Consider the following 25860-nt stretch of genomic DNA (forward strand, 5'->3'; position numbering starts at 1 on the left):
GCTACTATTTTAAAAAGCTGATGACAAACACATCCCCAATATTTATAGTCAAAATAACACAAATAGATTCACAGTCCCATTATCAATTTTTTTGAAGCATTTAAGCTCCCCTATCAACCAGATAAAAAAATAAATCAACGTGATCCTTCCATACTTATTAAAACACATGATAGCATTATTAAAAGAAGCAATTAAAATTCTGCACCATCAATGGTTTAAATCCCGACAATAAAATAAAACTTTAAAAATTACATTTATTATTTTTAAAAAGATTTATTAAAAATGATAGCGCAAACCACCAGAGAAATGAACTCCAGAAAAACCAGCCTTGGTTAACCTATGCTGATAGCTAAGATCACTGTGAAGTGTAACTTTAGAAGAAAACTGCGCATTGATACCCAAACCTGTTTCTAAGGAAGACCCGAAAGAACCCAACTGGAAAACATCTTTAAAATGAACAAATTGTTCTTTATCAAAACAATGAGCAAGATGAATAGTGCTATAAAAAGAAATGATACGATCCTTTTCAGAGGCTGTAAATGTTTTACTTAAACGCCCACCAACACGCATAAACCATTGATCTATTTTTTTCATCTCAACATCAAATCCGTCAATATCAAGAAACTTATCAAATTGAAGATGTTGATAAATAAGCTGAAATTGCGGATCAAAAATAAGACCTTCACCTCCTGTCATAAACGCTTTACCAGCAGAAAACGAAACGTTCAAAGGTTTTGCTTTTAATGTCGCCGTCTTACCCCAAGCATGGGTAAGCACATCCCCTTTAAACAAACCATAAGATAAAAGACCATCTACATAAAAACCAGTGTTGTGTTTCATACTACCGTATGCCGTAAATGACCATTTATTAAATGTACTCTTTTGACTTTGTTCCACATTATGAGGTTGTAAGGAAAGTTTTCCATAGGTTCCCATAATCCCAAAAGATGTCGTATTATGTGCACTCTCTACCGTTTTAAGCAAAAGATCTGTTTCTATAGCGTTATAATCAACATGTCCATCGTACCCATATTTAAGTGTAGAAAGATCTGAGACATAACGATAACGTCCACCATAACTCTGAACAGATAAAGCAAAATTCCCTTCAACTTTTAATAATTTACGAGGAATAGACCGCCTAACGTGCAACTGCTTTTGTTGATGACTAATATCCATGAGCCCAACATGAAACAAAGCATTTGGTACCAGAAGGTAAGTGGGAACCTGTGGAACAACCTCCCTGATCTTTAACTCAGAAGGGGGAATAGCAGACACCTCTAAAGCAGGCTGAATATATTTACTTTCAAGGCGGAAATCCCAAAAATCTCCATCTCCTTCAACCAATCTTTGAGAAGTTTGTGCATTTCCAAGAGCAGAAGCTGGACCATAAGCATGAAGATAATATTGGTAAGGCAAACCCTCTAATGCGATATAAGCACGATTTAACTGAAAAGAATCCTCTGCCGCTTTTCCAGAAACCTGAATAAGTGAAATACTATGAGCATTTTCACCAGTTGCTATCTCACCCTGATTTCCTGAAACAAATTGCACATAAACTGTCGTTTTTCCAGAAACATCACCATGTATCAAAAGCCGATCAGTTTTTTTATTATCGAGCAAACCATCACTACTGAGATGTGTATTGAGATAAATATCTGCCCTATCTTGCGCACTATAAACTTCTTTTTCTCCCTTCCCAATATAAAGTGTCTGATACTCCTGAAACATTGGAATCTCAAAAGCAATAAAACTATCAGAAACTTTCACAAATGAAATAGACGAACTTGTACGGTTTGCAACTTGCAAATCTATCCCTTTTCTTTTTGTCAAAAACCATTTTGATCCCCCTGTTAAATAAAGTTCAGCAATAGAATCATCGGCAACACGAGTCCCTCCTATCAATGAAGAGGAATCAGCCAAAATCGCTACAGTCCCCCCCTTTTCAGCTGTTAATAATAAATCACCAAAAATTTTTGTACCTTCTGTTACTCCAATATAACTACGACTTTTATTACTATGAATAGCTGTTCCGTCTGGAACCTCAAAAATTGTCCTTTTCAAAAAGACAAGTCCCTGTTCATACGCATCATTTTCCCCATCCCTCTCAAAATACATACCATGTTTGTTACCGATTGCTTTAATTGTTGAATCTTCAATATTAACCCGTGAAATTAAAATATTTCCTTCCCTGCCATTATTGGATGGTGTGTTAGAATCTTGTCCAACTGTTAAAACATGAACATCCGTAGAAATAATATTCGTATTTTTTACATAAACAGAACCATGATGTTTTACATTGAAAACTGTATGTGTAATTTTTTCATTTGTATTTTCTTTGTCTTCTGTTTTTTGATATTTTGAAGCAATGGTAACACCATCTAAAGTCGCACTACCCCCTCTCCCCACATAAAGCGCAGCAGCATCATTCACATCAATAAATCCACTTTTCATCTGAATACTCGCATCAGCCCTAACGAAAAGAGCACTCTCTTGACCGATACCCAAACCTTCCACTTTAATTTCTGTATCCGTTAACGTAACAGATGCTCCTCGCTTCTCTGCATAAGCAGCAATCTGAGAAGCCTCAATTGTTCCACGATTAACCTCAATCATTCCACTATCAGCTTTAAGACCTATTGATACATTTTTAAAAGCTGAATCGCTCAAAACAATTTTTCCCCCTTGTGATACAAAAACACCATAAATATCTTCTATACCTGCAGTAGCTTCAACCTCTACACGCATTGCCTCAATAACTGTATTTGGCTCCTGCACTACTATAGCAGCAGGCAACATGAGAGACCGCCCCTCCCCATTCTTTTCTTTAACAGGTGCCGTGAATTTATATACTTTATCACTAATTGTATGCTTTGAACCATCACTGCATTCATAAGGTAATTTGTTTTTGTCACATGACAGTGATGTATATGAATGAGAATGTGCCTCATTTATATTTAACAAAAAAGAAAAAATAGCTGCTGTAAAAACGCACGAATACAAGTGATTGTTAGATACCTTGACTATCATTGTTTTTCAAAACTTTCTTTTTTCAACAAAAACAAAAAATGCTGGCAAAAAAAATAAACCACAAATTAAACACAACAAGAATGAAACAAACAAAATTATTTTATTTTTTATGATAAATTACAGCACTAAATAATATGTTTTGTGTCTTATGTAAAGAAAGAACAAAAAATTTAAAAATACCATTTAGGATGACAATCCCTTTAAAGAAGGCATCTCAAAAACCGCTGAAAACTGCAATTACAAAGTGCCGAAAAACCAATCTTTTAAAAAACGTGAAAAAATGCGAACTTTGAAGAGATACAATATTCAATTTATCTCACCACCGAAAAATTAAAATACAACAAAATGAGAATAACTTTTAAGATTAAACGATTAAAACGTTTTAATAAAACACAGCACAAATAAGATACAGTATACGAAATCTATAACCGCATTATCTCTTCAACCACAACAAAAAAACAAGAAATTGCACACTAATGTATAAGCTAATCTACATAATTTCTATATTAGAAATGCTAAACATCTAACAAAAAAATTTGAATTAATAAATGTAATATTTTAGATCTTTTGATAAAATCTAAATACAGTAAAACACTCACCATTCTGAAATTAAAAAACACCAAAATAAAATTTCATCAAAATCAGCTCTATGAAAGCTATCTGTTGATTATCGTTAAAGCAGATATTTTAGCAAAGCTATTATTTTCCATTCTTTATATTGAATAAATTTCTCTAAACAACAACTCACTATCCTCCGTTATCATCATTTGACAACGACATTATTGCTAATCTCGTAGCTGATGAATATAACTACATTGGAAACAAAAGACCGATATTTCTCTCTTCTCCCGTTTAATATTTTTATTCAATTATTGCTTTAAAAATCAACGTTCTACTATTGGCGATCACTTGTGCAAAGCTTTTTTTATTTTCTGGCGCTTTTTATCATTTTCAAAACGTAACATCAAATCTCGCTCTTGTTTTGTCGAGTTGGTTACACCAAAAGTATCATTGTCCATAACCTGCTGATACCCTGCTACCATTAAATTGACTAAAAATGAATCACTTCGCGGCGCTGATGAAAAATAGATTCCCTTTGAATCTTGTAATTTGTACCGATAACCTGCTTTAGTCATGCACTCATAAACTGCTGCAAAATCACTTGCACGCGAATCCATATTTTCAGAAGAAGCGTAGATTGGTTTCCAACCACATTTTGACAGTGCTTGTTGGACCATAGACTTATTGACACCGGGCTTTTCCCATAATTCTAATGTCGATGGGGGAGGTTTGCTAATACACCCAGCAGTGCTTAATAAAATTATAGCACTCAATAATTTCAATGTTTTTTTCATTCCCCCTCCTTCAATATTTACGATAGAAAGACTGATAAGTCTTCTAATATTTGCTCACACGCAAGATGACTCTTGTTAGCATATAGATATTGAAGAAACAATCCTACCCACCCCATGCAAAAACAAGAATGTAAGGATTTTTGATTACAGCAGCCTCAATACTTAAGGTTGACATTCAGGTTGTTCTTTATGCTCTTGACAATGAGGACTATTCAAACGCCTCTCTACACTTCGCTGAGGAATAACTGCATCAGGCTGACAAATTGGAAGATTTTCATATTTCTCACACCACTTCATTCTTCCCAATTTATCTTGAAAACCTGCTTGGATCATACATGCATTCACAGACTCCTCTGCATTGAATTTTTCATCCATACTTATTTCTGTATCAAGACGACCATCAAGATGCTGTATTCCACATTCTAACAGGGCTTTTTTTATCTCAAGCTGATCTGCACCGGATTTTTCCCATGCATCTACAGCTGTTCGAGAAGGCTGCTCTAGGTAACATCCTGCCATAACAAATAAGGTTATCCCGCTTAATAATTTTAAAATCTGCTTCATTTTCCTATCCTTGAGTAATTTTGATATTACGAAACAATCTATAAATTATTATACATGCTGTTTTTTATTTCCAAAACAATGATGAACATTATCAGCCTATATTATTTTTATCTTTCCGAAGATTATGCCATAATTATTATAGCAAAAATACGGTAAAATTATTACTAAAACCATATTCTATCAACGATATGCTTATAATTATTATCAATATTTTGATTACAACCAAAATAGATATTTTATATCATTGCGCCAACAGTTGTGGTCCCCATAAATAATTAGCATTGACATGCTGAATTAAACCATCCCCGCACGGGCATGAGAAGCATGAAGGTAGGGATTGTTGATCATCACAAAATGCAAAACTTAAGGTTTGCATTCAGGTGCATTTTTATACTGTTTACAATAAGGGCTGTTCAAGCGCTTCTTGACACTGGGCCTAGGGATCACAGCGCCTGGACGACAAATGGGAAGGTTTTCGGCTCTAAAAGTATAACATGGCCCACCCGCTCTTGCTACTTCTTCATCTTTATAGCGAAAACCTGATTGAAGCATGCAAGCATAAATTGTTGCTTTTGCATTGATGCTCTGCTTTCTATTTTCTGGATCGACATCATAAGGTGTTGGCATGCCACATTCTAACAGGGCTTTTCCTATCTCAGTAAAATCTGCTCCTGGCTTTTCCCACGCACTCAAATACCCTCCAGGAGTTTTATTAAACTGACATCCGGCTATACTCAATAGAGTTATCGCACTTAATAATTTTAGAGTTTGTTTCATTTTTTACTCCATGATTTAATTCAAGGCTTTTGTTCTAAATGAAATGTGCCATAAAAACTTTTGGCATTTATAACCCACATCTCCAAGACAGGTATGGCAGCTTATGGGATTCATGATCACTCTCAACCATTCTATCAAAACGTTACTGCCAGCAGGGAGTGTCCCGTAGGTATAGCCATTACCGCCAATCCATCGGCTTACAAAATCATATCTATACCCATCAAAAACCTGTTTCATGCGTCTGTGAATGGCTGCTATGATGGTCTGTCATGCCAACAATCGTCATACTTTCTCCCATTACATTGATATCTTGACCGGAAATAAGATGAGAAGCAGAAATCTTGGCTTCTCCTTGTGCGTCTAACACGATGTTGCCCGTCGCCCCAAGGATAGAGGAAATCATTGTTGCGTGTGTTTCAGAGCTATCGGAAGATTTCTCATGCAAAAAGCCACTTGATGACGATTGTTTTTGCTGATCGTAGTGTTCTTGAGCACCTTTTATGGTAGTATTGAATGATTTTGCACCGCAATACAGTTGCGGAGTGCATTTTGTCCGCCTCCACTTGTGATAAAAATTACTCTCGTATCAATATTATAAAAAATAAGTTTGATCCTTGCTATTGTGAGCGCAATAACAATAAGAGTCGTAACACTGTCACACGTTCATTGTTCTCTTTAATTTACTCTTCTATGAGATTTTATTGTGATACCTTGCTGCTCTTTATTAAAGTTTTTGCAAATACAATCATACAATGCCTCTAATGACTTTGTTATCCACTATTTTCTACTAACGCCAATCCTCTTTGAGAAAAAATACATAAAGAACTTTATCTTCGATTCTAAAAGCAATAGTAGTTTTCTAAACAATAAAATTTAAACAACCAATTTTTTAAAGAGCTTAAAGAACAATTTTTACAATAACTTCTCTTGTGGAACAGAACTTCATTAATACGTTTAGAAAAAGATATCTACCTATAATCTTGTATCTGGTAAAATCTATTTGCACTATTAGGCATTTTTACCTGAAAGACTTATATTGATTGCAGGGCTCACCATCAAAAAATGCCTAATATTTATATGATTTGGTCGTTACCGTAAGCAATGGCTCACAAAACTTCCAAAGCAAAATAATAACGAGCAGATTTTTTCAATCTAGATTGTTCTAACCTTTAGAGAATAACAATCAAACACCTGTTTTCCTGATGACATCAGCTATTTGTTTTGAGCTTTATCTCTATTCACATTTTATTGCTGTTTCTTTTGCTTAAAATTATAAAGTTTAAGTGCATAGAAACAAATAATAAGCCAAGCAATCCAACTAAAACCTATAATTAAAACCGGTCGTGTCTCATCAAAATACCATAACAGAATAAAAATAAAAACCATAAATAAAATAGAAAAAATCGATCCTATTGGCCAAAATGGAATGGGAAATTTTAAACCATTCTGTGCTTCTTTAGGCATCTTAATTCGCATAAAAAATTGTGAAAGTAGAATCATCATCCAAACAAAAACTGTCGCAAATGTTGCCATTGCGGCAATAAGAAAAAAAAGCTTTTCATGGTAAAAATAATTAAGGACAGCACCAAGAAGAAAGATACCGAAGATCATCAAAATAACAAAAACTGGTATACCATTTTTTGATAAATATTGAAACTTTTTTAAAGCATAACCTTCCTGCGATAAACCATGGATCATACGACAAGCACCATACATTCCACTATTCATTGCTGAAATAGCCGCTGTAACAACAACAATATTTAAAATATTTGCTGCATACGAAATCCCAAGATTTTCAAAAATAGATACAAAAGGGCTATCCATAAGACCAATCTCATTCCAAGGATAAAGAGACATTAAAATAGCTAACGTCATGACGTAAAAAAGCAAAATACGAACTGGAGTAGAATTAATTGCCTTTGAAATCGTTTGATGAGGGTTTTGAACTTCCATGACTGCCATGCCAATAATTTCTATGCCACCAAAAGCAAAAACAACAACACTAAAGCAAGCTAAAAAACCAAACCAACCATTGGGAAAAAGTCCACCATTTTTCCATAAATTATGAACAGTAACGGTAGAAAAATTTGCACCTTCACCCCACCCCCAAAAAATAATTGCTATTCCTAAAATAATCATCGCAATGATAGCGATAACTTTAATAGAAGATAGCCAAAACTCTAGTTCACCATAGACTTCTACAGCAGCTAAATTAATACCTGTAATGATTAATGTAATACTCAGTGCCCATACCCAAGGAGCAACATCAGGATACCAAAACCCCATATAAGTCGCAAAAGCTGTAATATCAGCCAAACCAACAAGAATCATCTCAAATACGTATGTCCATCCCGTTAAAAAACCTGCTAATGGTGATATGTAATTTGCCGCATAACGAGCAAAAGAACCAGGTAAGGGATTATGAAGTATCATCTCTCCTAGAGCCCGCATAACCATAAAAATAGCTAAACCAGCAATACAATAGGCAATCAAAACACTGGGACCCGCAAGCTTAATTGCCTGTGCAGACCCATAAAAAAGACCTGTTCCAATAGCAGAGCCAAGAGCTAAAAAAATAACTTGGCGCTTACTCATCCCTCTTTTCAGTTTATTTATTGCCATTTCTTTCCTTACTTTTTGAAATGCTGACAATCCACACAACGATAACAGCTTTATGATAAATAAAGCCTCATGTTTCTTTCACAAATATATTTCAAAAAACATCGAAGACCAGCCCGTCAAACACTTTATTCTAAACAATAAAAAATACTTTTATTGCGAATTACTCAGCTTTTATAGCCTGCAATTTCGTATTATTTTATTCAAATAAAGTGATAATGAATTTTTTTATAATTGTCATTTAATTCATTTCGTATTCTCTAGTTTTTTACAGAGAAAATTAATCTTAATGTAATCTAAACTTTTAGGCTTCTATTTCCGTGCACGAAAATAGAAGCCTAAAACTTCATAACAAACGCATTAACTATGCGTACAATTAATTTTTTGTTACTTTAAGAAAACTCTCTTTGAGCCCACAAAGCAAACTTTTTACGCCAATTGAATAGCTCAATCAATGATAATACGAATCTCGCAAGCCTTCAAAAGTATGAGAAATTGTATTTACAACCCATCTTTTAAGGACTCCAACTGTCTTAAAGATAAACTTTCCAATAGAAAAAAAATATGCGCTAAAAATAGAATCTTTGACTGTTGGCCTAATGATAGCATTCTCCTTATCTTCGGGATTTTGCCCTGAGATAGCAATAAAATCTTTGTTTTTCGCTAAAATCAGAGGCTCCTTCTCTTGGGCCACTATTGTAATGAAAACTTCCTCTGGAAAGCCACCTCTCCTACAATTTGCATGAATCTCAAGAATTTGAGAGAAAAAAATAACTGTTATTGATACACATAATCTAGCACTTTTAAACATTTCTTTCTCCTTTTTTATTTAAAATATCAAAAATGAAATATAAAATTCATAAAGTATTAACAAATAAGAAGAATCTACAATAAATTTTTTATTTTTACTTAATATAATACATATATTATAATTTGTACTTATAAAAATATAATATTACAACATATAATTTGTGAATATTATTTAACTTAGATTAAAATTTCTGATAGAAATAAGAAAGTATAGGTACTTTAAATTTATAGTTTCTATAAAATTATGATGCTAAATCAGATCCCTATAAAATAATAAAATATCTAGTTGACTATAAATAACATATATATACATAATTCATTAAATAATTCAAATATAGTATTGATCTTCTATATTTTAATATGAGGAAGTTTCAAAATTCAATATCCGCCCTTCATCATTGTCCTTAAAACAAATATTATTGAAAACTTAATGAAGGAAAAATTGTTTCTGGTAAAACAGATAATAAGTGCCCTTCACGCACAAGTATATGTGCTTGATGAAGATCTGGAGCCAGATAGCGATCTTCCTTAAGAGAAGCAACATTTTTGCGTAAACATTCCATAACAGATTGCAAAAAAGTACTTGTTTTTAAAGGTGCACGATATTCAATTCCTTGTGCTGCAACAAGCGTTTCAATGCCAATAAGTGTAAAAAGATTTTCGCTCATTACCAATAACCGACGAGCTCCATGACAAGCCATTGAAACATGATCTTCTTGATTGGCTGAAGTTGGGGTTGAATCAACGGAAGCAGGATGGGCCATTTGCTTATTTTCAGACATTAAAGCTGCCGCTGTTACTTCAGCAATCATAAAACCTGAATTAAGACCCGCATTATGCGCTAAAAAAGCTGGAAGTCCATAAGAAACTGCTGGATCAACCATAAGAGCAATACGCCGTTGAGAAATAGATCCTATTTCACATAAAGCAAGAGCAATCTGATCAGCAGCAAACGCTACAGGTTCAGCATGAAAATTCCCACCTGATACAACTTCACCATTCCTTAAAATCAATGGATTATCTGTAACAGCATTTGCTTCAATAATCAGTGTTTTTGCTGCTGCCAGCAAAATATCAAAACATGCCCCCATGACCTGTGGCTGGCAACGTATACAATAAGGATCTTGTACACGCTCATCACCCCGTAAATGTGCTGCACGAATTTCTGAATCCCCTACAAGCTTTTCTAATGTTTTCGATACGGCAATCTGCCCATAATGTCCTCGTAAAATATGAATATCAGGATGAAATGGCGCCGTTGATCCCATGATGGCATCTGTCGTCAAAGCCCCTGCCAACAATCCACCACACAATGCCCGATAACCTCGAAAAAGACCGGCAAGTGCGAGGGCTGTTGATGTTTGAGTCCCATTAATAAGAGCTAGACCTTCCTTTGCCTCTAAAATAATAGGGGACAATCCCGCTTTCTCTAATGCAACAGCTCCACTCATACGAATATTTTGAAAAAATGCTTCCCCTTCTCCCATCATAACAGCCGCCATGTGAGCAAGTGGAGCTAGATCACCTGAAGCACCAACAGACCCTTTTTCAGGGATGACAGGAATGACGCCCTTTGCAAGCATATTTTCCAGCAAATTTACCAATTCTAGACGAACTCCTGAAGCTCCTCTTCCTAAAGAGATAAGCTTTAAGCTCATTATCAAACGCACAATATTTTCAGCTAAAGGTTCTCCTACCCCACAACAATGGGACAAAATAAGATTTCTCTGTAAAACAGTAACATCGTCCGCATCAATTTTAATGGAAGCCAACTTCCCAAAACCAGTATTAATACCGTACACAGGCTCACTTCCAGCAGCAATTTCAGCAATGCGCAGTGCCCCTTTCTCGATAGCTAAATGCGTGTCATTATGAAGTTTACTCACTTCACCATTAAAATAAATAGCCGCAAGTTCACTAAGCGTCACCTCGCTCGGTTTCAGTATAATAGTCATAATTTACTTTCTTTTTTAATCAAAGTATAATGTCTAGCATTATTGATGCTTCTATAAAACAAAAAAACTATAACGACTCTTTAAAGCGAGAATACTTTTTTAAAGGTATTCCTTACAATGGAGTCATTATCCAAAAGTAGAATAGTTGACGATAAATGAAATATTGACAAGCATAACCAAGGTTATAGATTTTAAAAATAGATAACCCATTAATTTATAATTATAATCTAGCATGATTCATATTAAATGAGAGAGCGGAATATCTTAAGACTCTCTCATTCCAAATCTGTGTATGTTGAATCAATCAACACCATTCGCTTGCACGTCATAAGCGAAATTGGCGTATAGATAAAACTGTAAAAAAAAGGACTACTCCTCTTATGAGCCGTGTCAAGAGCTGTCGCAACATTGGGAGATGACAAAGTGTGTGATAGTGCAGGCTTATTCTTTTATGACGCGTAAAGATGAAGAACTCAATGGATTTATCATTAAGCTATTCCTACTAAACTTATAAAAATCTTAGACAGACAGCTGTCACAATCTATCATGATTGCAAAAATTAAACTCTATAGAAAATTAAAAAACTTATTCAACACATCACAACAGAGAAGAAATTGAGCTTTTTTGCTACTTCTAAAATTGTACTTAAAGCGCCAGATTTAAACCTAAAAAGCACATCTTCAATAAAACCACACAAGACTCGCCCTAACCCGTTATTTAAAATAAAAATAAAAGAAGTTTTCTTATATCAAAAAATTTAATTAACATATTGTTTTTATATTATATCTTTAAAAAAGAGAAATGCTCCATATAACATATTTATATTTTACTTTTTTGTTATATTGAATCTGAATTTAGAGATAATTTCAAAATGAGTTGTTTTTTAAAGGTGCTTCCAAGCCATTACCTTTTTTACTACAAATTTCTGATTATGATAATTTTTATACTTTTTCAGTTGTTTTTGTCAAAATTTATTAAAAACACTCTCATTTAATAATAAAAAACAATCATAAAAACAAAGAATTATCAAATATTTCTATTCAATCTACCTCTTCTTATTTTATAAAATAATCTGTTGTTAAACTGCAGTAAAGAAAGCGCTTCAATACTATAATGCAGTGAATAAATTTTCTATTTAAACTCTCTCATATCAAGTGAACAATGAAAATCAGACGTAATAAGATGTCAACGTGAATGCTGAAGAAAAAAACCGTCCCCCTCAAAATCTGCCTTAATAAGGCGTTAATTTCCTGAATACCGCCTACTCTGATGTGCTAAAAGAGCAAAAGTAATCATCGATATCAGATTATCCCGCATACATATAGAGCTCACTTCGATACAAAAGCTCCAAATTGCCTTGCACTTCATATTTCTTTATCAATGCGACCAATTGCCGCAAATATTCTTTCCCATAGCAAGCAATAGCGCGTTGCGCTTGCGTTGAAGAGCGGCTCATTCCAATAAAAGCTTCAGATGGGATCATCATCATCCAATTATGCGTATGAAAAAAAATCTTTTCTGGATCTACCCCAAAGCCATCACTCATTTCCTGTAAAAAATCAAAATTACGATAATAACGGGAATAGTTCGGACTCATTTTTTCTAACAATGTCTCATAAGCCTCTAGAAATTCGCTATGCTTGAAATCGCGATTATTTTGAATAACCGCCATGACACCATTGACTCGAAGTTGGTCTGAAACAGAACAAAGCAACTTGGGACGATCCATCCACTGAAACGCTTGCGCTGCAATGACAAGATCAACCTCGCCAATTTGAGGCAATAGGTCTTCGGCACGGCCCTGATACCACTGCACCGTAGGAAATTTTCTTCGCCCCTGCTTAATCATATCTGCCGATACATCGATAGCATGATATTGGTGCTCATTTCCTAAAAAATTAACAATTCCCTCTAATGCGATGCCTGTCCCAGCACCCACATCCACAATGGACAAATGCTTTTTGTTCTTAAAAGGATGGAGCATGGTTTTGAATAAAGTAAGGGGATAGCGAGGACGATAACGATCATAATCATTAGCCAATCCATCAAACTTTTCACTTTGCCGTTGAACACCTTCTATCACAGGATTTTCCGCCTCCTTCACAATTACTACCATACATAGTTAAAAAGCCCTTTTTGTCCAATATATTAAACATAACTTCTAAAGGAGTGAAAATAAGAACTGCCCTTACCTTCTATCTTTCCATAAGATTGATACTTACATTTTTTCCTTTTCCAATTGTGATCTGCACGTTGTGAAACACAAAAATACTACGAAAATAATATAATTTTCTGTAATAATAATTGATATAAATATTATTGAACTTTTATAAGATGACATCTATATTACCCTTATTATTTTAATATCAACGAGTCACTTAAGCGTGCCTAAAACGCATAGAGATGTCGATTTATTGATAAATATGCCTGTTTATAAAATTCAAAATACTTTCCACCAAGAAGATAAACCCTATATAATACATAAAATATCTGTGGAGACATCTTTATGTTAAATGTACAAACTTCTTCAATTTCAATGTTTAAAATATTAAAACAATTTTCAATCGTGATTTTTTTGGCATGGTTAGTGCCATTTTTAAGTGGGTGCGGATTTAATACGATACCAACAAATGAAGAAAAAGCACATGCAGCATGGAGTGAAGTGCTCAATCAATATCAACGTCGTACAGATCTCATCCCCAATCTTGTAGAAACAGTTAAAGCTTACGCAGCTCATGAACAAAGCGTTTTCACAAATGTAATTGAAGCACGTGCTAAAGCAACGCAAGTCAACATTAATGCAGATATGTTGAATAATCCAGAAGTTATGCAGCAATATCTCAAAAATCAAGCAAATTTATCAAGTGCACTTTCGCGACTTATGGCTGTTGTTGAAAACTATCCGGATCTTAAAGCAAACCAGAACTTTCTTGCTCTTCAATCACAATTAGAAGGAACAGAAAACCGTATTTCCGTTGCGCGCCGCGATTATATTGAAACAGTACGTGCCTACAATACTGCACTCAAAACAATGCCGACGATGATTTGGGCAAAATTATGGTTTCGTGATGCTAAACCTATGCCAACTTTTACCATCGATACTGATAGCCAACAAACACCAAAGGTTAATTTTAATTAATGAAATCATTTCGATACTCTTTGCAACGTATTGTATTTCCACAATTATGGGCTTTTATCTGCTCTCTATATTTAGTTGCTGCATTGGGAAGTATCGCTTGTTCGCAAATAAAATTTCCTCATTTAACAGGTTATGTTAATGATGTGGCTCATTTGCTCGATAATGCAACCAAGGAAAACTTGACAAAAAAACTGGCAGCACTCGAAGAGAAAACGGGAGATCAAATTGTTCTTGTGACACTCCCTACTCTTTCGGGCAATGATATAGAAACATACAGCAATTCTCTTTTTCGTACATGGGGATTAGGCCAAAAGAAGATCAATAATGGTGTATTACTGGTCATTGCACCGAATGAACGCACAGCACGTATCGAAGTAGGATATGGTTTGGAAGGAGAGCTAACAGACGCTCTTTCCTCTGTCATTATTAATAGCTTCATGATTCCTAATTTTCGCGAAGGAAATTATCAAAAAGGAATTGCTGAAGCAGTTGATGCAATTATCAAAGTTATTACAGAAAGTAATTCTGATTTTACTTTTCGTATCAAAGAAAAAGCTAAAATCGTTGAAGAACAACGTAAACAAGCTGAAAAAGAAGAAATGGTAATCAATGCAATTATGTTTTTAGCCTTTTTTATAATGTTTGGTCTTCCTATTCTTGCAATGATTTTTGGTAAAAAAGTGGGTCCACAAAAGTATCTCTGGCTGGGGATCATCTTCACACCTTGGTTTCTTAACTTAAGTGCCGGTGGCAGATATCCTGGTGGAAGGTTCGGTGGTCCTAGAGGTGGAGGGGGCTTTAGGGGTGGTGGTGGATCATCAGGTGGGGGCGGTGCAACAGGAAGATGGTAAAAGGAACGTGGATTTTTAAGCGTAGCAAATCTTCTTAAGATAAAATTTATGAACGTATTCTCTTTTATTCAACAATTCTATACCTTACTCTGTAATCACTTTTATTGATTACAATATAAACTCAAACATCAAGATAAATATTACCAATGACATTTGAATTGAAACATACGGATCGTAATCACTTATCACATCATTTTAATGCAATTCTAGGAAATCCACCCGTTGAATGGAAGATAAGTGATCATCTAGTTGAGTATCCTGAAGCTCTGCGTTATATGCAAGAACGTGTAGAAAAAATTCTTGCAAAAACCGCGCATGAACAAGTTTGGCTTCTTGAACACCCTTCCCTTTATACAGCGGGGACGAGTGCAAATAAAAAAGATCTTTTGGCGCCTAATTTATTCCCTGTTTATGAAGCAGGACGTGGAGGTGAATTTACATATCACGGTCCAGGACAGCGTATTGCTTATATCATGCTTGATCTTAAACGCCGAAAACAAGACATTCGTGCTTTCATTAGTGCATTAGAAGAATGGATCATACAGATGCTTGCAAACTTTAATATTAAAGGCGAACGCAGAGAAGATCGCGTTGGTGTCTGGGTTAAACAATCTCATTTCCCATCAAAACAAAATGATATTTATTCCGAAGATAAAATTGCAGCTATTGGCATTCGAGTGCGAAAATGGATAAGTTTTCATGGAGTTTCTATCAATGTTAATCCTAATTTAGCCCATTATTCAGGAATTGTTCCTTGTGGAATTACAAACCACGGTGTAACGAGCTTTCTTGATCTAGGTTGCCCTGTAGCAATGCATGATATTGATATTGCTCTCAAACACGCTTTTGAACAAATTTTTGGTCCAACAATTGATGTTTTCTAAGTGCATTGATTTTTAAATAAAAAACAGGCATAAAATTATTTTAATAAATATTTTATTTTATGAGGTAGATAGTTAAACGCTATGAGCGATAACAAAAAGGATCTTTTTAGTGTTTTAAATAAAGCCCAATCTCGGGTAAATACAAAAGAAAACACTCTGCAGCCTCCAATGAAATCAAAAGCGATGATTTCAAGAAAAAGTGCAAAAGATACGCAAGAAGATGACTATAATGCCCTCTCTATTCGAGTTCTTGAGGGTTTAGAGCCCGTGCGTTTACGCCCTGGAATGTATATTGGTGGAACAGACAGTAAAGCGCTTCATCATTTATTTGCCGAAATTATTGATAACGCGATGGATGAAGCTGTTGCGGGTTATGCAGATTCTATTGAGGTCTCATTAGATAGGAACGGTTATATAACCGTTACAGATAATGGACGCGGTATTCCTGTCGAAAATCATCCTCAAATGCCTGAGAAATCTACTCTTGAAGTTATTATGACACAACTCCACTCTGGGGGAAAATTTGATGGAAAGGCTTATCAAACTGCAGGTGGACTTCATGGAGTAGGAATTTCTGTCGTCAATGCTCTTTCTGATGATATGGAAGTTGAAGTTGCACGAGAACGAAAACTGTACCGCCAACGTTTCTCACGTGGTATTCCTCAATCTGGATTGGAAGATCTGGGAGATGTTTATAATCGTCGTGGTACGCGCGTTCGTTTTCATCCTGATCATGAAATTTTTGGTGAAAAAGCAGCTTTTGATCCAGAAAAAATCTATAAGATGACATGCTCCAAAGCCTATCTTTTTGGTGGCGTAAAAATTCGCTGGACTTGTGATCCCGTCATACTTGAAGGCGTAAAAAATATTCCTGAAAAAGCTGTTTTTCATTTTCCCAATGGGCTTAAAGACTATTTACTTGCGTCACTAAAAGATGAATATCGAGTAACGTCAGAAATTTTTTCTGGCAAAACACAACACAATAATGGCCATGGCTCCGTTGAATGGGCTATCGCTTGGCATGGTGGTGATTCTTGTGTGCAATCTTACTGCAATACGATTCCTACAGGAGAAGGCGGAACGCACGAAATAGGATTACGTCAAGCTCTTTTGCGTGGATTGAAATCCTACGCTGAGTTAATAGGAAACAAGCGCGCAGCGATTATTACGTCTGACGATATTATGATTTCAACAGCCGCAATACTTTCAGTCTTTATCAGTAACCCTGAATTTGTTGGACAAACAAAAGATCGATTAGCAACCATTGAAGCACAGCGTATCGTTGAGAATGCAATCCGCGATCCTTTTGATCATTGGTTAGCAAATTCCCCGCAAGAAGCAACAAAACTTCTCGATTGGGTTATTGAACGTGCTGAAGAACGCGTTAGACGACGCCAAGATAGAGAAATAAGTCGAAAAACTGCTGTCCGCAAATTACGTCTGCCCGGTAAACTTGCAGATTGTAGCCAGAACCATGCTGTGGGTGCTGAACTATTCATTGTTGAAGGGGATTCTGCAGGAGGATCTGCTAAACAAGCAAGAAATAGAGCAAACCAAGCAATTTTACCTCTTCGTGGTAAAATCTTAAATGTCGCCAGTGCTGCACATGAAAAAATGAACTCAAGCCAAACAATTAGCGATCTTATCCTTGCTCTTGGATGTGGAACACGCTCCAAGTATCGTGAAAAAGATCTTAGATATGAACGTATTATCATCATGACAGATGCTGATGTTGATGGTGCTCATATTGCGTCACTGCTCATTACCTTCTTCTTTCAAGAAATGCCTGACCTTATTCATCAGGGACATTTATATCTCGCCGTCCCTCCCCTTTATAGAATATCGCAAGGAGGAAAAGTTGCTTATGCTCGTGACGACATTCATAAGGATGAATTGCTCAAAACTGAATTTACTGGAAAAGCTAAAATAGAAATCGGGCGTTTTAAAGGGCTGGGTGAAATGCGCGCAGAACAACTTAAAGAAACGACTATGCATCCTCAAAAACGTACATTGCTTCGTGTTTCTATTGATGCCGAGGAAATGCAAGAAACGAAAAAGACTGTAGAAAGTCTCATGGGAACAAAACCAGAAGCACGATTTCGTTTCATACAAGAAAATTCTACTTTTGCTTCTAATCTAGACATCTAATGTAAAAAATATCCCTTTCAAACCACTGCTGCTGCGTCAATCACGCGCAGCTGCGGATTGATCGTTCCATTCCAATAATTCAAACTAAGATGACCAGCTAAATGAATCATTTCACCAATATTTTCAAAAAGAAAATCACCAAGCGATGTCCCTACAGCACGAAAAGCAATTCCTTGCAGTTTTTTTCCTTCAACATTAGATACAATGAGGCGAAGATGTCCTTTACCAACTTCAGATAGATTCACCAGTCGATGAGAGGGAAGAACAAAAACAGGTGTTGCATTCCCTGCCCCAAATGGCCCTGCTTTTTCAAGCAATTCAAACAGCGCTTCATTAACACCAGAAGCAGAAAGAGAACCATCTATACTAAGAGATTTTTTTGCACGCAACTGTGAAACCATTAAAGAAACTTTTTCTTCTAGCCATTTTCGAAAAATTTCAATTTTTGTTGATTGAATTGTAATTCCTGCTGCCATACTATGTCCCCCTCCTTTTTCTAATAAATTTAATGTAACAGCTTCACGAACGAGTGCTCCTAAATCTATACCATTAATTGAGCGTCCCGACCCTACGCCATTTCCATCTTCTTTCAAAGCAATAGCAAAAACAGGACAAAAAAAACGCTCTTTGAGACGGGAAGCAAGAATACCAATAATTCCCGGATGCCATTCTTTATGTGAAATTACAAGCGATAATGGTATTTCTTGATCTTGATAAAGAGAAGTAATGTAAGATTCCGCTTGTGCTAATTGAATGTTCTCCATTTCTTGGCGTTCTTGATTAAGCCGATCTAATTGTTCTGCTATTCTGTCCGCTTCATCTTTATTCTCACAGCTAAGCAAACGTGCTCCCAAAGCTTGATCACCAATGCGCCCTCCTGCATTAATTCTAGGACCTAACAAAAAACCTAAGTGAAAACTATTAAGCGGCTCCCCTATTCGTGCAACCTTTGTTAAAGCTGTTATTCCTAGATTATGCATAGAACGAGCAACTTGAAGCCCTTTTATCACAAAAGCACGGTTAACCCCCTGTAATGGAACGACATCACATATGGTTGCCAATGCAACAAGATCAAGCATACTTAAAAGATCAGGCAGCTGCCCTTGGAATTGTTTTTTCCGCAGCAAATGATGAACCCAAGCTAACGTAACAAAAACAACGCCAGCTGCACATAAATGCCCCTGTTTAGAAAAATCATCAGGGCGATTAGGATTGACAAGAGCAACGGCTTCTTGATGAATCTCTGACATTTGATGATGATCTAAAATCACAACATCAGCACCAGCAAGCCTCGCTGCTTTTACGGCATCAGGACTGTTTGCGCCACAATCAACAGTGATAATTAACCGAGCGCCTTCTTGCACAAGCATCCTCATTGCTTGTTCATTCGGACCATAGCCTTCAACAATACGATCAGGAATATAAATTTTGACTTCAATACCAAAATAACGAAAAAAACGCGCTATGAGTGCCGATGAACAAGCACCATCAACATCATAATCACCAAAAACAGCAACCTGTTCTTGATTGAGAAGAGCCTTAACAATACGCTCTGCAGCGCATTGCATATCCCTAAAACTTTCTGGATCAGGCATAAGCGTACGTAATGTTGGATTAATAAAAGCAACAGCCTCAGCTTCATCCACATCTCTTGCTGAAAGTACTCGAGCTAACTGATCTGGAAAGCCAAATTTTTGAGAAATAGCGCGCGCATTATTTATCCCTTGAACATCAAGGGCATCTAACCAAGCTTGACCACAAGCAGAAGATTCAACATTGAGAAAATAACGAGACCACTGCATTATTTCTTATTTTATAATGAAGAACAATAAAATACAATCATGCGTTAAAGATAAAATAGTTTTTTGCAACATTCATTTTAAGTTTAAATGGTCTACAAACTTCTTTTAATGGGGTATTATAATACCTTTCTCATAACATGTTGTTTTATAAAGTTTTTATTTTCTCTTGACGTCAATCAAAAGACATTATATCAGAGCAAGTAGTATGCGTTAAATATTTCGCTATGGTAACAATTTTCAACGCAAAACAGTAAAAATTCCCTTATATTAAAAGGGTTCTAATAAAGGATACTTCTATGGCAACTTTTTCACAAAAGCCAACTGAAGTGGTGAAAAAATGGGTTATTATTGACGCAGAAAACCTTGTTTTGGGTCGTCTTGCCACATTTGTTGCTAACCGCTTACGTGGCAAACATAAAGCTACATTTACTCCACATGTTGATGATGGTGACAACGTTATTGTCATTAATGCAGATAAAATAGCTCTCACTGGCAAAAAATATACGGATAAAAAATATTATTGGCATACCGGCTATATTGGTGGAATCAAACAACGTACAGCACGTCAACTTCTTGAGGGGCGTTTTCCCGAACGCGTTATTGAAAAAGCAGTAGAGCGCATGATTCCTCGAGGGCCTCTTGGTCGCCGTCAATTGAAGAATCTACGTGTTTACGCTGGAAGCCAACATCCACATGAAGCACAACAGCCTGAATCTCTTGACGTTGGTGCTTTAAACCGCAAAAACAAAAGGATTGCTTGATTATGGCTGAAATTAATTCTCTTTCTGAGCTTAGCATAGTAACAAGTATTACAGAAACACATGAAAATGTTGTTCCTGTCCACGTGCAAAAGCTTGATTCACAAGGACGTGCTTATACAACAGGAAAGCGTAAAGACGCTGTTGCACGCGTATGGATTAAACCAGGTTCTGGAAAAATCACAATCAACAATAAGGAATTTGACAAATATTTCGCTCGTCCTGTTCTTAGAATGATTCTTCGTCAACCAATTGTTGCAACAAATAGGGATACCCAGTTTGATATTATTGCAACCGTTGCAGGCGGTGGTCTTTCCGGACAAGCCGGTGCAGTGCGCCATGGCATTTCCAAAGCTTTAACCTATTATGAACCAGAACTTCGCTCAATCTTGAAAAAAGGTGGTTTTCTTACCCGTGATAGCCGCGTTGTTGAACGTAAAAAATACGGTAAAGCAAAAGCACGTCGTTCTTTCCAATTCTCAAAGCGTTAATTTCAATTTTTGTACAATGCATAAAGCCTCGGACAAAACCGAGGCTTTTTCCCCTACTAAAACAGACTTTTAGATGAATGTAGGAACAAATCTATACCGATTAGAAAAAACAAAAATGCAAAACAACCTCCTCTCTTAAGATAAAAGGCAAGAAAATAAACCGAAAAATCTCGAAACTTCAGTTTCAATTTTTAAAATCTGTTTTACTAACTTGAATATATCCACGTGCTAAAGCAGAAAAATATTTGCACGAAAACTTTAGCAATTTTATAAGCTTTTCAATATTTTTTTCTATCATCACTTAACAAGCTTTAGTCCACAAAATGTTTTACCATTGTGATAAAATGAGGAACAGAAATAGGCTTTGACATATATTCTTCACATCCACTGGCACGAATTCGCTCCTCATCGCCTTTCATAGCAAAAGCTGTTACAGCAACAACAGGGATTGATCGAAGTTCTTCATCTTCTTTTAATTGTTTAATAACATCTATTCCAGAGACCTCTGGCAACTGGATATCCACAAGGATAAGAGATGGCATTGATGAACGCGCCAAATCTAATGCCATAAGACCATTACGCGTTTCAACAGTTTCATAACCACTCGCTTCTACAAGATCACGGAATAACTTCATATTAAGCTCATTATCTTCCACGATCATGACTTTTTTTGACATTCGTATAACTCCACCCTTCTCAAATAAAATAGAGAAATAGAAATGAATCCACATTCTCTTTGCTTAAGATAAAATGATAAAATGAATTGTAAACCACAAAGAGATTAAAAGATTCCAATAAAAGCATTTTTTACAAATATTTGTAAGACGCATCGCTATACTTATTCAGTTCATCAGTATAAAATCCACAATAACCATAAGTATTGTATTACCCTATATTTTTGAGTGAATACGCACCGTTTATGAATATCTCAATTCCAGCATATGCATTTTCATCATAGAAAAAATATCAAATACAAACTTAGCTCAAATGCGTATTTTGAAGAGAAAAAATTTAATTAACTTTAAAAAGCAGCTGATTATTTAAATTTAATGTCCCCTATACTGCCATCCCCCAACAATATCTTAATGATATTAAAGGATAAATTTACCATATTATTAAAAGTAAAAAATAAATAAACCGTGATTAAACATCACGGTTTATTTAATATAAAATATTCAACAACAGAATAATTCAAAGTTCATCAAGGAATTATCTTTTAATTCAAAGCCCATGCACTATAAGCAAAAGCATCGAATGCTCTTCCACCTGTCTCTCTGTTAGGACTCGGCGGTTTTCTAGTAAAGAAATATACAAGATATGCGATTAAACCAAAAATCGCTGCCTCCATCCCCATTAAACCCGCGACTTTTTGGACATTTTTCTCAGCCCCTTGTCCTCCAAACTGGCTAATAATCATATCAACAGCTTTAATAACTCTATTTTCCTGTGTCATTACAGAAATGAAACCAGCATTTTGAAATCTATCATTTAAAGAATCAGCATTGGCTCCTAAAACCTGTGAAAAGAAAATAGCTACTGCAACAAAACATACTATACAATGCTTGAATATTTTCATCATAAACACCTATTACAATATTTAATAAAATAAATTTTCTTTACCGCCCCCTCTAAATAGAAAACATTACATCATCTATCGATAAAGTATATTTATCTTCTAATAACAAAAAATATAATACAAAATTTAATTAACAGTTTTATTTTAATTGTTAATTTTATATTATATTACATTTACAATATATCCGTTACATGTTTATTTTAATATTGTCAATTATTTTATTCGTGTTTTAATAATGTATAATTTAATGGAAAAAATGTATTAAAATAAAATTATTTTATTGTTTTTATTATAATTTTATCTTTATTATCATAAATATTATTAGATATTATAACATAAAAATATCAATATATTGTTTTTTAGTTACACGTAATGTTTTTTATTTTTTGTATAATATAGTAAGATAAATATTTTTAAAATTTACAAAAAACAAAAAAATATTTTATTGAAATATTCTGTTAAAATAATTTTTTCTTAGTATAGATTGAGAAGAAATAGTTTTCCCAGCAAAAATTAGCGTAAGTATCAACTTAGCTCTTTGATTGAAAAAGCTAAATTAAGTAAGATAAGGGATAACTTTGGTGAACGCGCCAAATCTAATGCCATAAGGCCATTACACATTTCAAAGATTTCACAGCCATTCGTTTCTACAAGAACGTGGAATAATTTTAATAAAGTTCATTGTCTTTCAAGATTCTAACTTTCTAACATTAATATAATTCTACGACTTAGAGAAATAGAAATAAATACACATTCTTTCTAACCAAGATAAAATGATTAAAAATTTTAAACCTCAAAAAGACTATATTATGTACAATAAAGTATTTCTGTAATAATATTAAAAAAAGAGTACAGCCTAAAAACTTAAAGCTTAATGGGCATATTAATAAATATAAAAATAGCTAAACCGTGATTATAAATCACGGTTTATTAATTATAAAAGATTCAAAAACAGAATAATTTAAAATTCATCAAATCAACATTTTTAATTAAGAGCCCATGCACTTCGAGTAAAAGCAGTGAATGCTTTTTCACCTGCGCTTTTTCTAGGATCCGGTGGCTTTCTAGTAAAGAAATATACAAGAAATGCGATTAAACCAAAAATCGCTGGCTCCATTCCTATCAAACCAGCCACCTTTTGGACATCTTTTTCTCTGCTTTGTTCCGAAAATTGACTAATAATCTCCTTAACAGATTTAATAACTCTATTCTCTTGTTTCATTACAGAAATAAAATCAGCATTTTGAGATCTACCATTTAAAGAATCGGCATTGGCTCCTAAAACTTGTGAAAAGAAAATAGCGACTGCAACAACACATGATATACAATGTTTAAATATTCTCATTATAATAACCTATTACAATATTTAATAAAACCTTACTCTCTAAACAGAAAACATCACATCATCTACCGATGATTCATATTTTCCTACTGAGAAGAGAATGATAATATAATACAAAAATAATTATTATTTTGTATTATATTTTTATTCTTTCCATATTTAATTTGTTTTGTCAATTATTCTATTTTTGTTTTAAGCTGACTGATTAGATGATAAAATTTTATTACAATAATATGATTATATTATTGTTTAAATTGTATTTTTTCTTCAAAACTATTGATTTTCTTAATCACAACATTTTTAAATCACAACATAAAAAATATTACTAAATTGTCTTTTTTATTACACATAATGGATTTTTTATATTGCTAGCATACAGTAAGCTAATTTTTTTTCTTATTGTATGTTGAGAGGAAATAGCTAACCGAGTAAAAATTTAGCGTAAACAAAAATTTCGCTCTTTGATTAGAAAAGCTAAACGAGATAAGATAAGAGATAATATTGATGAAACCGCCAACTTTAATCCATAAAGCCATTAAACATTTCAACGATTTTACGACAATTCGTTTCTACAGAATCGCAGAATAACTTCAGTTTAAGCTCATTATCTTCCACGATCATTACTTTTTGATATTAATAGTGCTCCACGCATTCAAAATAAAATAGAGAAATAGATAATGAATACAAATTCTCTCTCTAACCAAGGTTAAAAAGATAAAAAATGTAAACTATAAAGAAACAAAACAACACCTAATAAAAGCATTTTTGCAAATATTTGTAATGCTCAGCATTATGTTTTTCAGTTTATCAAAATGAACTCCACAATAATCGTAAAATTATATTATTCTATATTTTTGAATCGATATGTAAAATTCATAGGTATCTAATGAATACCAATAAACTCACAAGTATTTTCATCGTAGTAAAGCTATCAATCACAAAAATTAATTCAAATACACATTTTGAAGAGAAAAAACTTACGTAACTTTGATATGCATAGATTTTTTTATCTGTAAGCAATCAGTAGTTTATATACCCAATTAAAAATTTATTCTTGTGATCTTATATTGTCTCAAACGCTTTTGTTATACATCAATACGAGCGATGCAATAACAAATCAAAATAGAACTTACTTATGTAATTTTAAACAAAACTTTAAAATGGACCACACATGTTGTTAATGCATTGTTAAATGCAAAAACAATCACAAAACTGTGAAAATAAAAAACTCATTATAAATGCTAATAACTTAACAGAATTTATTTTTTTGCTTTATATAATTTTTCAAAAAATTTGGTAAGAAAATATGAGTGATACGCGAAAAAGTTCTCAATCTTTTCAATCTCTATATCAAAAATCACATTATTTTCATCACTGATAATCAAAAACATATGATCGTTATCAGTTATTTTACAACATCAAATTAAAGCATTATTTTTGTTTATTGAAAAAGAAGCTGTCTGGATTTCTCTTTATTTTTTTGGCCAAATCTAAAAACATAACTTTATTAATAACATATCTCATAATCTCTATAGAAAGATACTTAAATAAAGAATACTATAAAAAATAAAATGAATATTATTGATGATTTTTTATAATATCAGTTTTAATATGCGCTTTAGAAGCATAATATAATTTAAATAAATTTATTAATAATATTAATAGTATTTAAAGTATCTATAACACTTAAAATTTCTGAACTAAAATATATAGACTTATAAATAATATACCATTAAAAGATATTCTAACAATATTTCTTAGA

At 34.1% G+C, this 25860-nt stretch carries 18 protein-coding genes and 1 pseudogene; 6 read left to right on the top strand and 13 right to left on the bottom strand.

The window, feature by feature from the left end; translation table 11 throughout:
• Positions 1–276: 276 nt before the first annotated feature.
• The 9 genes and pseudogenes from ACFILY_RS02950 to ACFILY_RS02990 form a co-directional block, all read right to left on the bottom strand.
• Positions 277–3027: an autotransporter outer membrane beta-barrel domain-containing protein gene (locus ACFILY_RS02950; protein WP_375637451.1), complete on the bottom strand. Its 2751-nt coding sequence runs from the start codon at positions 3025–3027 to the stop codon at positions 277–279.
• 905 nt (positions 3028–3932) lie between these two features.
• On the bottom strand, positions 3933–4382 hold the full coding sequence (locus ACFILY_RS02955) for a hypothetical protein (protein ID WP_273791501.1): 450 nt from the start codon (positions 4380–4382) through the stop codon (positions 3933–3935).
• 162 nt (positions 4383–4544) lie between these two features.
• On the bottom strand, positions 4545–4946 hold the full coding sequence (locus ACFILY_RS02960) for a hypothetical protein (protein ID WP_375637450.1): 402 nt from the start codon (positions 4944–4946) through the stop codon (positions 4545–4547).
• A gap of 363 nt (positions 4947–5309) precedes the next feature.
• Positions 5310–5723: a hypothetical protein gene (locus tag ACFILY_RS02965; RefSeq protein WP_375637449.1), complete on the bottom strand. Its 414-nt coding sequence runs from the start codon at positions 5721–5723 to the stop codon at positions 5310–5312.
• A 223-nt stretch (positions 5724–5946) separates the two neighbouring features.
• Positions 5947–6225: pseudogene (locus ACFILY_RS02970) on the bottom strand (hypothetical protein); the annotation flags it as partial.
• A gap of 743 nt (positions 6226–6968) precedes the next feature.
• Complete coding sequence (locus tag ACFILY_RS02975) at positions 6969–8345, bottom strand: amino acid permease (protein ID WP_273791505.1); 1377 nt, start codon at positions 8343–8345, stop codon at positions 6969–6971.
• Between the two features lie 448 nt (positions 8346–8793).
• Complete coding sequence (locus tag ACFILY_RS02980) at positions 8794–9153, bottom strand: hypothetical protein (RefSeq protein WP_375637448.1); 360 nt, start codon at positions 9151–9153, stop codon at positions 8794–8796.
• A 415-nt stretch (positions 9154–9568) separates the two neighbouring features.
• Positions 9569–11107, bottom strand: coding sequence for a histidine ammonia-lyase (hutH, locus tag ACFILY_RS02985; protein ID WP_375637447.1), 1539 nt, complete (start codon positions 11105–11107; stop codon positions 9569–9571).
• A gap of 1306 nt (positions 11108–12413) precedes the next feature.
• Positions 12414–13223: a class I SAM-dependent methyltransferase gene (locus ACFILY_RS02990; RefSeq protein WP_375637446.1), complete on the bottom strand. Its 810-nt coding sequence runs from the start codon at positions 13221–13223 to the stop codon at positions 12414–12416.
• A gap of 390 nt (positions 13224–13613) precedes the next feature.
• On the opposite strand from ACFILY_RS02990, the gene ACFILY_RS02995 reads away from it, so the two are divergent.
• The 4 genes from ACFILY_RS02995 (at position 13614) to parE (ending at position 18129) form a co-directional block, all read left to right on the top strand.
• Positions 13614–14246: a LemA family protein gene (locus ACFILY_RS02995; protein WP_273724085.1), complete on the top strand. Its 633-nt coding sequence runs from the start codon at positions 13614–13616 to the stop codon at positions 14244–14246.
• Positions 14246–15097 (top strand): YgcG family protein, encoded by an 852-nt coding sequence (locus ACFILY_RS03000; protein WP_273791580.1) that lies wholly within the window; start codon positions 14246–14248, stop codon positions 15095–15097. The genes ACFILY_RS02995 and ACFILY_RS03000 overlap by 1 nt, the downstream gene beginning before the upstream one ends.
• A gap of 146 nt (positions 15098–15243) precedes the next feature.
• Complete coding sequence (gene lipB / locus ACFILY_RS03005; RefSeq protein ID WP_375631295.1) at positions 15244–15981, top strand: lipoyl(octanoyl) transferase LipB; 738 nt, start codon at positions 15244–15246, stop codon at positions 15979–15981.
• A gap of 81 nt (positions 15982–16062) precedes the next feature.
• Positions 16063–18129: a DNA topoisomerase IV subunit B gene (gene parE, locus ACFILY_RS03010; RefSeq protein ID WP_375637445.1), complete on the top strand. Its 2067-nt coding sequence runs from the start codon at positions 16063–16065 to the stop codon at positions 18127–18129.
• Positions 18130–18146: 17 nt separating this feature from the next.
• Here parE and recJ read toward each other — a convergent pair whose 3' ends face one another.
• Positions 18147–19931, bottom strand: coding sequence for a single-stranded-DNA-specific exonuclease RecJ (recJ, locus tag ACFILY_RS03015; RefSeq protein ID WP_375631293.1), 1785 nt, complete (start codon positions 19929–19931; stop codon positions 18147–18149).
• 296 nt (positions 19932–20227) lie between these two features.
• On the opposite strand from recJ, the gene rplM reads away from it, so the two are divergent.
• Both rplM and rpsI read left to right on the top strand, forming a co-directional pair.
• Positions 20228–20692: a 50S ribosomal protein L13 gene (rplM, locus tag ACFILY_RS03020; RefSeq protein ID WP_015856544.1), complete on the top strand. Its 465-nt coding sequence runs from the start codon at positions 20228–20230 to the stop codon at positions 20690–20692.
• 2 nt (positions 20693–20694) lie between these two features.
• Positions 20695–21180: a 30S ribosomal protein S9 gene (gene rpsI / locus ACFILY_RS03025; protein ID WP_375673260.1), complete on the top strand. Its 486-nt coding sequence runs from the start codon at positions 20695–20697 to the stop codon at positions 21178–21180.
• A gap of 311 nt (positions 21181–21491) precedes the next feature.
• On the opposite strand, the gene ACFILY_RS03030 is transcribed toward rpsI, so the two are convergent.
• The 3 genes from ACFILY_RS03030 to ACFILY_RS03040 form a co-directional block, all read right to left on the bottom strand.
• On the bottom strand, positions 21492–21857 hold the full coding sequence (locus ACFILY_RS03030) for a response regulator (RefSeq protein WP_005773308.1): 366 nt from the start codon (positions 21855–21857) through the stop codon (positions 21492–21494).
• A gap of 539 nt (positions 21858–22396) precedes the next feature.
• The gene (locus tag ACFILY_RS03035; RefSeq protein WP_273791584.1) at positions 22397–22756 is read right to left on the bottom strand and encodes a hypothetical protein; all 360 of its coding nucleotides are present in this window, start codon (positions 22754–22756) and stop codon (positions 22397–22399) included.
• A 985-nt stretch (positions 22757–23741) separates the two neighbouring features.
• Positions 23742–24101, bottom strand: a complete 360-nt coding sequence (locus ACFILY_RS03040) for a hypothetical protein (RefSeq protein ID WP_375631292.1) — start codon at positions 24099–24101, stop codon at positions 23742–23744.
• Positions 24102–25860 lie beyond the last annotated feature (1759 nt).

Origin of the sequence: Bartonella sp. CL25QHWL, from assembly GCF_042195335.1 — a bacterium.
GTDB lineage: Bacteria > Pseudomonadota > Alphaproteobacteria > Rhizobiales > Rhizobiaceae > Bartonella.